At 57.5% G+C, this 9,438-nt stretch carries 7 protein-coding genes and 3 pseudogenes; 7 read left to right on the top strand and 3 right to left on the bottom strand.

Annotation, left to right across the window (positions count from 1 at the left end; translation table 11 throughout):
- Window positions 1-106 precede the first annotated feature (106 nt).
- From N554_RS0129265 to cas9, 5 genes and pseudogenes are all read left to right on the top strand, one after another.
- Complete coding sequence (locus tag N554_RS0129265; protein ID WP_029586716.1) at window positions 107-1,147, top strand: IS110 family RNA-guided transposase; 1,041 nt, start codon at window positions 107-109, stop codon at window positions 1,145-1,147.
- Between the two features lie 539 nt (window positions 1,148-1,686).
- The gene (locus N554_RS40510) at window positions 1,687-1,848 is read left to right on the top strand and encodes a hypothetical protein (protein ID WP_197033792.1); all 162 of its coding nucleotides are present in this window, start codon (window positions 1,687-1,689) and stop codon (window positions 1,846-1,848) included.
- Entirely contained in the window at window positions 1,829-2,047 is a 219-nt protein-coding gene (locus N554_RS41270; RefSeq protein ID WP_029586714.1) for a hypothetical protein, read from the top strand. Before N554_RS40510 ends, N554_RS41270 begins: the two co-directional genes overlap by 20 nt.
- 377 nt (window positions 2,048-2,424) lie before the next feature.
- Window positions 2,425-2,728, top strand: a pseudogene (locus N554_RS43210) (terminase small subunit).
- A gap of 632 nt (window positions 2,729-3,360) precedes the next feature.
- Window positions 3,361-5,175, top strand: coding sequence for a type II CRISPR RNA-guided endonuclease Cas9 (gene cas9, locus N554_RS42430; protein WP_029586712.1), 1,815 nt, complete (start codon window positions 3,361-3,363; stop codon window positions 5,173-5,175).
- Window positions 5,176-5,187: 12 nt separating this feature from the next.
- Here the strand turns inward: cas9 and N554_RS43205 are convergent.
- Window positions 5,188-5,862 (bottom strand): annotated as a pseudogene (locus N554_RS43205) (DNA adenine methylase); the annotation flags it as partial.
- Complete coding sequence (locus N554_RS0129235) at window positions 5,862-7,226, bottom strand: hypothetical protein (RefSeq protein ID WP_029586711.1); 1,365 nt, start codon at window positions 7,224-7,226, stop codon at window positions 5,862-5,864. The pseudogene N554_RS43205 and the gene N554_RS0129235, both read right to left, overlap by 1 nt.
- 192 nt (window positions 7,227-7,418) lie before the next feature.
- Here N554_RS0129235 and N554_RS0129230 point away from each other — a divergent pair, with 192 nt between their 5' ends.
- The gene (locus N554_RS0129230; protein WP_029586710.1) at window positions 7,419-8,090 is read left to right on the top strand and encodes a recombinase family protein; all 672 of its coding nucleotides are present in this window, start codon (window positions 7,419-7,421) and stop codon (window positions 8,088-8,090) included.
- A 424-nt stretch (window positions 8,091-8,514) separates the two neighbouring features.
- Here N554_RS0129230 and N554_RS0129225 read toward each other — a convergent pair whose 3' ends face one another.
- Window positions 8,515-8,910: a response regulator gene (locus N554_RS0129225; RefSeq protein ID WP_029586709.1), complete on the bottom strand. Its 396-nt coding sequence runs from the start codon at window positions 8,908-8,910 to the stop codon at window positions 8,515-8,517.
- Window positions 8,911-9,140: 230 nt separating this feature from the next.
- Here N554_RS0129225 and N554_RS0129220 point away from each other — a divergent pair.
- Window positions 9,141-9,438 (top strand): annotated as a pseudogene (locus N554_RS0129220) (transposase); the annotation flags it as partial.

The following is a 9,438-nucleotide window of genomic DNA, read 5'->3' as shown; positions in this document are numbered from 1 at the left end:
ACATGGGGTAATTCCGGGCTCAGAGCCATACTGAAGCTCTCAGAATCAGCTCTCCAGGAATCGATAGGGCTCGCCTCTTGAGCCATGCAACGACAGGAGAGCTGCAATGGAGCATTATGTCGGACTAGACGTTTCTCTGAAGCTAACAGCGATCTGCATCGTTGATTCAACGGGAAAGATTGCGCGTGAAGGCATGGTTCGTTCCGACCCCGAAGCGATCGCAGCATTCATCAAGTCAAATGCGCCGTATGTCGCGAGGATCGGACTCGAAACAGGAGCAACGTCGACATGGTTGTGGACTGAGCTAAATAAGCTCGGGCTGCCAGTCATCTGTATCGACGCCAGGCACGCCAAGGCTGCATTAAAAATGCAAATCAACAAGAGCGACCGCAATGATGCCGTAGGCATCGCCCGCATCATGCAATGTGGATGGTATAAGGAAGTGCGCGTCAAAGACCTCGACTGTCACGCGGTGAAGGCTCTGCTGGCCAGCCGAGCTCTACTCGTCAAGATCAAGCGGGATCTCGAGAACCAAATCCGCGGGCTTTTGAAGAATCTCGGGCTGGTTATTGGCCCAGCAAAGATGAACGTATTCGCACGGCGTGCTGCCGAGCTCACCGAAAATCGGCCGGAACTCGCCGTTGTGGTAACGCCGCTACTCATCGCCCGAGTGGCCATCGAGCAGCAGGTTGCGGATCTCGATCGCAAGGTCATGAAGCTCGCGCGCAACAATGCCCAAGTGCGACAGTTCATGACGGCACCTGGCATCGGTCCCGTCACAGCTCTTTGCTTTCTTGCAACGATCGATGATCCTAGGCGCTTCAAAAGGTCAAGGAGCGTCGGAGCCTATGTCGGATTAACGACCCGACGCTACGCATCCGGCGAGATCGACTGGACGGGGCGAATCTCGAAGTGCGGCGACAAAATGTTGCGCGGCTATCTCTATGAGGCAGCCAATGTGCTGCTCACACGCGTAGCAAAATGGTCAGCGCTCAAAGCCTGGGGCATTCGGCTTGCAAAACGAAGCGGGCTACGCAAAGCCAAGGTTGCGGTTGCGCGGAAGCTTGCGGTCATTCTGCATCGGATGTGGATCGAAGGTACCGAATTTAGATGGTCATCAAAGGAGACCGCCATGCAAACAGCGTAGCAAACTATCGAATTCCCGCCGACCACCGGCGGAATCCAAGGTCCCTGCCGGGACGCTGGCGTTGGTGCGATCGCCCCTGGCTTTGCGATGCTCAAAAAGCAAGCGCGCTTCACACATTGATCCACCAGCGTCATCCTACGCCATCATGCGGAGGGCATGCCCCTACCGCGGAGAGAACCATGATCCCGGCAAGGATGTGTTTGGAGAGTCTTGACCGCAGGCCCGGAATTAGAGAACAAAATCGGCACGTTTGAGACGTGCCGACGTACCCTGCGAATGTTCGGTTATCGGGGGCCGGGGTAGACCGGAAGTGGCTGGCCCACGCTGAAAACGACGAGATTGACCGTGCGCCCCAAGGGCGCGAACTACCAGTGAGGGAGGATCTCACCCGGATAATTGTCGATTGGTCCGGAAGCTGGCAGGCGGCTCGGCCGGGTAACTGGCTGGGTTGGAGCCCTGCGACGAACGCCGCCTTGGGCTGCTGAGCGATCCGACGGGCCGTAACAAAAGTGAAGCCCGAGCAGGCCTCGAAAGTTCGAATGCGGATGCCGACCCTCCTGATGACGTTTGCTCGCATCGAGGAGCAGGGCCTGGAAGCATGGTTGGCGGGCTTGCGCGCGGAACTGGTCTCGAAGACGTACCGACCTGATCCGGTGCGGCGGGTGATGATCCCCAAAGCGAATGGTGGCGAGCCGCCATGAACTCCGGCTTACTGTCGAGAGAGGTATAGGCAAGCACAATCAGCGTAACGAGAATTTTTCGACCTTCGCCTTCACGGAACACTTCCATGTTGAGCGCAACGGCCTTGTCCGCTATAGCTTCAGCAATTTTGTACGGATCGTGTTTGAGCTTGGCGAGTTCTTCACTTTGCGGCAGACAGCCATCGAAGACCTCGGCTAAATTGGCAAACGCTATTTCGACGCTCTCACGAAAGCCGGCACTGTGGGTATGCCTTTTTTACACATCGCTTCGACGGCGTGTGACCACTTTCGCTACCCAATATGCCGGACGGATGCACCGCGGCTTGATTGCCGACGGGGTTTCCGGTTTCGGCGAAACACCAGAGGCCGATCTTCTTATTCGAACCGTCGACCCGCGGCAAAGCCGAGGCGAAGGATTTCGTCTGACCGTAGTGGGGATTTCAGCGAGTAGCCGGCTTGATCCGTGAGCTCGCTACGTCGCCATTCTCGCGCTCGCGATTAAGCGCCAAACCATGTTGGTAAAAGTTGGTGTGCCGTTTTTGGCGGCAACCATTCGCGAGGTATCGTTGGGCTCAAATGAGGTCCAACGCGACGATGCCGGCGCTCACCCCGAAACAACAGCGGTTTGTTGAGAACTACTTGCTCGATCTCAATGCGACGCAAGCTGCGATCCGTGCCGGAACGGACTGCCAACCAGCAAGGCCCTCGCATGTTGGAAAACGAGGACGTTCGAAAGGCGATCGACGCGGCCAAGATCAAGCGATCGGACAAGCTGGAGGTCGATGCCGAATGGATGTTGAAGCGCCTCGTTGCTGAGGTCGAGGCTGATCTTGCCGACCTCTACACAGATGCCGGTGACCTCAAGCCGATCGACGAGTGACCCGAGATTTGGCTGCACGGCCTCGTTGCCGGTATCGAGGTCAATGCGCTCTATGAAGGATCGGGCGAGGATCGTATCCAGGTCGGACAGGTGAAGAAGCTGCGGCTGTCCGATCGCGTGCGCCGTCTCGAATTGATCGGCAAGCATATCCGCGTCAATGCGTTTCCAGGAGACCGTACGCCATGCGGATTTGAACGGGCTTTCCGAACGCCTTGAGCGCGCCCGCCAGAGGTTGATCGAAAGCGACGTTGAGGTCGGCATTCAACTTGGCCCGACAGGCCAGCATGGCACCTAATCCGCGCCGGCCAAGGCTGCATCACTCGAGTGACCACCGCTCGAAATCGGGCATTCGGCTACACCGGCACAGTCAGCGCCTCCGTATCAACGCCACCTGAAAAACAGAAAAGCGAGCCAAAGCTCGCTTTTCGATTTTGTGGCCCAAGGACGTGAGTCCAAGGCCTTGTTAACGGCTAGCAGACACCCGGAGGTGTCGATACTGAAGCACACGATCTCCTATCGGCTAAATAGTGCGACTGTGCGACAGCATTATGGGTTGCAAATCCAGGACCCGCAACGGTAATTTTCGTCAGAAAAAGTCTGCGGCGACACAACGCTGGCTGGGGGAACGTCTCATGCGCATCGAAAATGCCCGCTCACGGGTGGGCCTTGACGTCGGCAGCAACAGCGCCGGCTGGGCCGCGATCAAACTCGACACCGACGGGAAGCCTTGCGGCCTGCTGGGTCTCGGCGTCCGCATTTTTGGTGATGGCATTGGAGCAGGCCGCAACCCCAAGGACGGCTCCTCCCTCGCCGTGCAGCGCCGCGTTCCGCGCGGCATGCGCCGCCGCCGTGATCGCTATCTGGACCGCCGCTCCGACCTGATGAACGCCCTGATCGCGCTCGGGCTGATGCCCGCCGACGAGACGGAACGCAAGGCGCTGGAAGCACTCGACCCCTATGTCCTGCGTGCGAAGGCACTTGATGCCGCGCTGACGCCGCATGAACTTGGCCGCGCGCTGTTCCATCTCGGCCAACGGCGCGGCTTCAAATCCAATCGCAAGGCCGGCGGCAAGGAAAAGGAAGACGGCGTCATCAGCGAAGGCATCAAGAAGCTGAATGCGCTGCTGGACGAACACAAGGCAAGGACCCTCGGCGAATTCCTTTACATGCGCCACAGCAAAGGCGACATGGTGCGGGCGTGGCCCGAGGCCGGATTCTATCCATCCCGTCTGCATTATGAGAACGAATTCGACGCGATCCGCGCTGTGCAAGACAAGCATCACGCCCTGCGAGCCGAGCAATGGCACGCGCTCAAAGACATCATTTTCCATCAACGCCCGCTGAAGCCGATTGATCCGGGCTGGTGCCTGCTGGAAGACGGCGAGCGCCGAGCCCACCGCGCCCTGCCCTGCGCGCAGGAATTCCGCATGCTGCAGGAAGTCGCCAACCTGCGCGTGGCGCCACGCGGCGAGGCCGCCTTGCCGCTGTCGAAGGACCAGCGCGACAAGGTTCTGCGCGCATTGCGAACCCAGAAGGAAGTGAAACTCGACGGCCTGCTCAAGCTGCTCAAATTGCCAGGGGACACCCATGTCAACCTGTTGGGTGAGGACCGCAAGACGCTGAAAGGCGACAACTGGAAAGTGGTGTCGCGCGCACCGCTCTCCGCGTTCAATACGCCCGAGGCGATGGACAAAGCCCTGCCCGATATCCGTGACCGCGCGCTGCGCGACGCGCTGATCGCGGAATGGATGACCTTCCAGAAGTCCTACAAGCCCGAGAGCACCGATCCCGACGACAAGAAGAGGAAAAAGAACCCGGCGATGGCCTTCGCCGACCATGTCGCTGAGAAGGGCATCAAACTCAACGGCCGCAACATGAAAGTGCGACGCGTGCGCATGACCGAGGAACTAGACGTCGTCATCATCAAGGATCGCAAAACGGGCAAGCCCTACAAGGCCTACAAGCCGGACGGTAATGCCTTTGCGGATTTATATGAACTGCCGGACGGCAAGTGGAAGGCTGTGGTGGTCCGGCGCTTTGACGCCAACCAAAGCGATTTCGATGCTGCGAAATTCCGCCCGCATCCGGCGGCCAAGAAGATTGCACGCCTGCATATAGGCACAAATCAGCTTGGCTGCTTCGTGATTGCTACCACGTGGTGCTACCACCGATCAAGCGCGTCGCCGCCCGTTGGGCTCAGTTCCGTTAGCCAACCGGCGAACTTTGGATTTCTTCGGGCTCGTGGTGCGTGCTTTGGCTGGCCTTGCCGGGGGCCGCCTTCTAACATGATGTACGCTAAAGCCGTGAACTTCCGGTGCAGTCAGGGTGTCACTCAAAAATATCACTTCCGAACCAACGGACTTTTCGCCCGCACTGTAGTTGAGGAGGTAAGTGATCGGCGCGAACGAAGAATACGCAGCTCTGATTTCGGGAACGTCGTCGTATGAAACGACCCAATTAGCTTTTCGCCTTCGTTTGAGCTCTGTAGCTATCTCCAAGTGATCTTCCGCGCGATAGAAATTCTTATAGAGCTTGTGTCCTTTCACGAAGTAAGGCGGATCAAGGTACACAAGAGAACGCTCACTGCCGACCTTCTGACGCACGAAGTCCAGCGCATCTAAATTAGTTACTTTGATCTGGTTCGCGTATCTGGACAGCGCTCGTATGTTTTCGATCTGCTTTTCTTTGACGAAGCGAACATCGAGCTTCCAATTACCCTTCTGAGCATATCCGCCGATGGGGCCTGCACCCTCAATTATCCCGGAGCGGTTTGTACGATTTAGGAAATAAGCCGAAAAGCCGAGTTTCAGCTTGTTATCGAAATCTGACGTCTCCCAGATTTCCTGCTGTCGATGCCATTGCTCGATGTCGATGGGCGTTTTCTGAATGAGGCGGCAGAACCTTTCCGTGTCAAACAGCGCTGAAACCCAAAAGGAGTAGATAGACTGGTCGATATCGTTGATTGAAACGTGATCGACAAAACCGTGGATCAAAAGCTGGATGGCCAGCCCTGCCCCGCCCGCATATGGCTCACAGTATTCGGCGTCAAAAAGCCGGTTCTCCCTTATCAACTCGATGAAATATGGAAAGAGCTTCGCCTTTCCGCCCGGATACCGCAGAGGAGAGGTGATCATTACACATGCTTCTTTACGAACTGATCAATCGTGTCTCGCGCCGCGAGGACCCGTGTCTCGTTGGGGATCACGTTGCCGTGCGCACCAAGATTGAGATAGGCGAGGTGATCTTTCTTGAATTCGCTTAAGATTGAATTATCGGCGTGGGACAATTTCACGTTATGGCTGATGCAAAGATTGAGTGAGCCCTCCAAGTCCAACTTTTGGCCCGACTTGTTTGCACCCTGGTCGTCAATGATGTGCTTGAGGATGGTCTCAACGATGTTCCGTAGGAGAAACGTGGCAGCCGCCGGATATTTCTTGCAGTTGATCTCCTTCGCCTCTTTCAACAACTGCGTCACCAGCGCGTTGTTAATCTTGTTTACTGGATAGCCGAAGAGCGATCCCGGCTTGGGAGCCGTGCTGCCTCCAGTTCCAGATTTGCCACCTCCGGCGCTGCCGCCCCCCGTTCCGCCGCTGCTAGACCCGCCACCGGTGCTGCCACCCCCGCTTGTTTTCTTTCCTCCAGACGGCTTTCCTGCCGCCGCAGTCCCGTAGTCGGCGAAAACAGCGTCGTAGGTTGCGGTGGCTCCGAGGCCCTTGGTCGGATTGATAACGAGCTTGCCGAGTAAGTGCTTGAACTTTTTCTCTGCTTCTTTGCCGTCGAACGCGACCTTGACGTTGGCGGTGTCGTAACTGATACCGACTTTTTCTTTGTGCCCGCTCGTCTGCAGAAATCGGACGGGCGGATTAAACGCGAGGTTTGGTTTGAGCAGGATGTCCTTTTCGGTATGGGTCCACTGAAGTGTGAGCGCCTTGAGGTAAAGCCGGTACTCAAGAATGAACTCTTTGATTTCACCTTGCGTCACATGGAATAGCTTGGCGAGCTTGGGAAGAGTTTTTCCGGCTTTCAACTCATCGAAGACGGCTTTGCGACTACCCAAGTAGCCCCACTTGGATTTGTCACCTGTGCCAAAATGCGCGCTCGCCATAATCGGCATCAGCGCGTCGCGATCAGGAGCAATACTGCAATCGACACTCAGCAAATGCTTTTTCGCGGCATCCGAGATGTGAGGGATGGTGTCTTCATAATCTTTGGGCGGTTTGATCAAACCAGTAAGAAGCTTGTATGCCGCGATGCGCGTATTGCCTTCGATGACGATGTACCCCGCGCCCTTTTTGACGACATAGGGGCGCTCGGCACCAATGTTTTTACCCTCAGACGCAATCTTCTTGGTGAACGCCTCCAAGTCTTCGTTCTCATAGAGGTAAGAGACGATTTCCCCTTGGGACGACAAAGGCGTCTGCGTGACGATCCGAGGATTTCGGTCATCCAAGGCAATATCCTTGAGCGGAATGCTCTCGTATTTGAACTTCTCAAACATGCTGCTGAGCCCCTCTCCGGGCATGAAGCACGAAGAAGGTCGAAACAGCAACTGACGGTAGTAAGCGGTCCACAAGCACTTAGTCAGCCTGACCCATGCAAAACGGAATCGCAGGGATTCCTAAACGCCCGTTGTATAAAACCTAAATGGTCAATAAGGTTCTTTACAGGAACACTCTGGAGGACCTTCGACGTGCCCACGGCGCCCATCGTCACCTACATCCGGGTTAGCACCTCCGGTCAGGGCCGCTCGGGCCTCGGGATTGAAGCTCAGCGCAACACCCTCGTTCACTTTGCGGCGGCCGAAGGTTTCGACGTGGTCCGTGAGTTTGTGGAGGTGGAGACCGGAAAGGGCGCGGACGCTCTCGACCGAAGACCTCAGCTCAAGGCCGCATTGGCCGCAGCACGGAAGCTCAGGTGCCACGTGGGTGTCGCGAAGCTCGACCGGCTCAGCCGCGATGTGCATTTCATCTCTGGCCTCATGGCACACAAGGTGCCGTTCGTGGTCGCCGAGCTGGGCCCGGACGTGGATCCCTTCGTGCTTCACCTGTTTGCAGCATTGGCCGAGAAGGAACGCGCGCTCATCTCTACGCGAACAAGGCAGGCACTCTCGGCCGCCAAGGCTCGCGGGGTCACCTTGGGCAACCCGAGGCTCCACGTGGCCCGCAAGAACGCTGTGGAGGCAGTGCAGGCTGAAGCTGATCGCTACGCCGCGAACGTGCTGCCCATCATCAAGGAAGCTCAGAAGGCCGGTGCGACCACGCTACGGCAAATCGCAGAGGCGCTGAATGCTCGGGGCATCCCAACGGCACGCGGTGGGCAGTGGTACGCCCAAAGCGTCGCAAACATTCTTGAGCGTACCTAGGAGAGGCACATGACGTAGCTTTCTTCACCCTCCTAGCGGTCGTCGCGGTCTCATTCGAGGCGCCTGTGGTTGCCACGGTGTTCGGCGCGGTGGCATTCTGGGTAAGCGGACACGGCGGGTAAGCAACGCCCGCTCAAATTTTACGGGTCCTATCTCGAGCACCGGACCCTATTTTGGCCGCCCGGGCCATCCCGACTTCAAATGCTGAGCTTAAAGGGTGCGGCCGCCGCCGAGGTTACGGCAGGAGTGTCGCTTTCCCAGCGGGTGTCCAATGTGGTCCCGAGGGCTCTTGATTGGCGGAAAGAAGCGGGCGACGAACTGGATGAACCTCTCCCAGCTGAGGCGTGCGGTTTGGCTGCGTCGCTTGAGCGATGCGAGCCAGCGCCGCTTCACCTTGTTGAAGAACCACCGCAGGCTCGGGTGGTTACGCGTCATCGTCGGTGCTGTGAGCAACTGACGTTCGTTCAGCTTCGCGGATCACGTCGAGAGGCACCCATGGCTTCGACCAGAACTTGGCGCCTTCAGGGAGCGCCTGCGGGAGCGGCTTGCCCGAGGTAACGATCACCTCGAGATCTGGAACACGCTCCTTGGCGATGTGCGCGAGCTCGACGCCGTCCATCTGGCCGGCGAGGTTGACGTCCGTCATCATCAACCACAGAGAGCCGCCCTTCCTGTCCAGTATAAGCTCGGCCGCTTCAGCGCTTTCGCACTGGATGACATCGTAGTCGCTCTCTTCGAGCAAGAGACACATCATTTCCCGTTGCATCGGATCGTCTTCGACAATAAGCGCGGTTGCGCGAAGTGGCTTCGATTGTCCCATCGGGTCTCCTAACGTATCGTGGGTAAAGGCCGGAACCGCTGAATGGTTTCCTGTTCCCGGCATGCAACTTCGGGGAACCTGGTGAGCCTCGTGTTCGGTCAATAGTCCATCTTGGCGTGACGACTCGTTTGTAGCTCCTCGAGAACTTCTACGGCCGGTTTGCGCCACGTGAGCTGCTGCCGGTTTGATGGACACCAAGTTTGGGTGTTTCATGAAACTGGAGGTGGGTCATGCAGAGACGCAAATTCAGTCGAGAGTTCAAAGTCGAGGCGGTCAGGATGGTGAAGGGCCGCGGGGTCTCTGTGGCGCAGGCGGCGCAGGACTTGGACGTTCATGAGAACGTGCTGCGCAAGTGGGTCAAGGAGTTCGGCGCCGATCCGGCGCAGGCCTTTCCTGGCCATGGGCAAATGAAGCCTGAGCAGCAAGAGATCGAGCGGTTGCGCCGCGAGGTCGCAAAGCTGAAGGCCGAGCGGGATATCTTAAAAAAGGCCGCAGCCTACTTCGCGAAGGAAGCGACATGAAGTTCGG

Source organism: Bradyrhizobium sp. URHD0069 (assembly GCF_000701345.1).
Lineage (GTDB): Bacteria > Pseudomonadota > Alphaproteobacteria > Rhizobiales > Xanthobacteraceae > Bradyrhizobium.
The sequence above is the reverse complement of the archived record's forward strand: the minus strand, read 5'-3'. Positions and strand labels throughout refer to the sequence as shown.

What these genes read in the sequence shown, in the direction of transcription:
- N554_RS40510 (WP_197033792.1), top strand. Translation starts at nt 1,687, where the DNA reads ATGCGGATGCCGACCCTCCTGATGACGTTTGCTCGCATCGAGGAGCAG.
- cas9 (WP_029586712.1), top strand. Translation starts at nt 3,361, where the DNA reads ATGCGCATCGAAAATGCCCGCTCACGGGTGGGCCTTGACGTCGGCAGC.
- N554_RS0129235 (WP_029586711.1), bottom strand. Translation starts at nt 7,226, where the DNA reads ATGTTTGAGAAGTTCAAATACGAGAGCATTCCGCTCAAGGATATTGCC.
- N554_RS0129265 (WP_029586716.1), top strand. Translation starts at nt 107, where the DNA reads ATGGAGCATTATGTCGGACTAGACGTTTCTCTGAAGCTAACAGCGATC.
- N554_RS0129225 (WP_029586709.1), bottom strand. Translation starts at nt 8,910, where the DNA reads ATGGGACAATCGAAGCCACTTCGCGCAACCGCGCTTATTGTCGAAGAC.
- N554_RS41270 (WP_029586714.1), top strand. Translation starts at nt 1,829, where the DNA reads ATGGTGGCGAGCCGCCATGAACTCCGGCTTACTGTCGAGAGAGGTATA.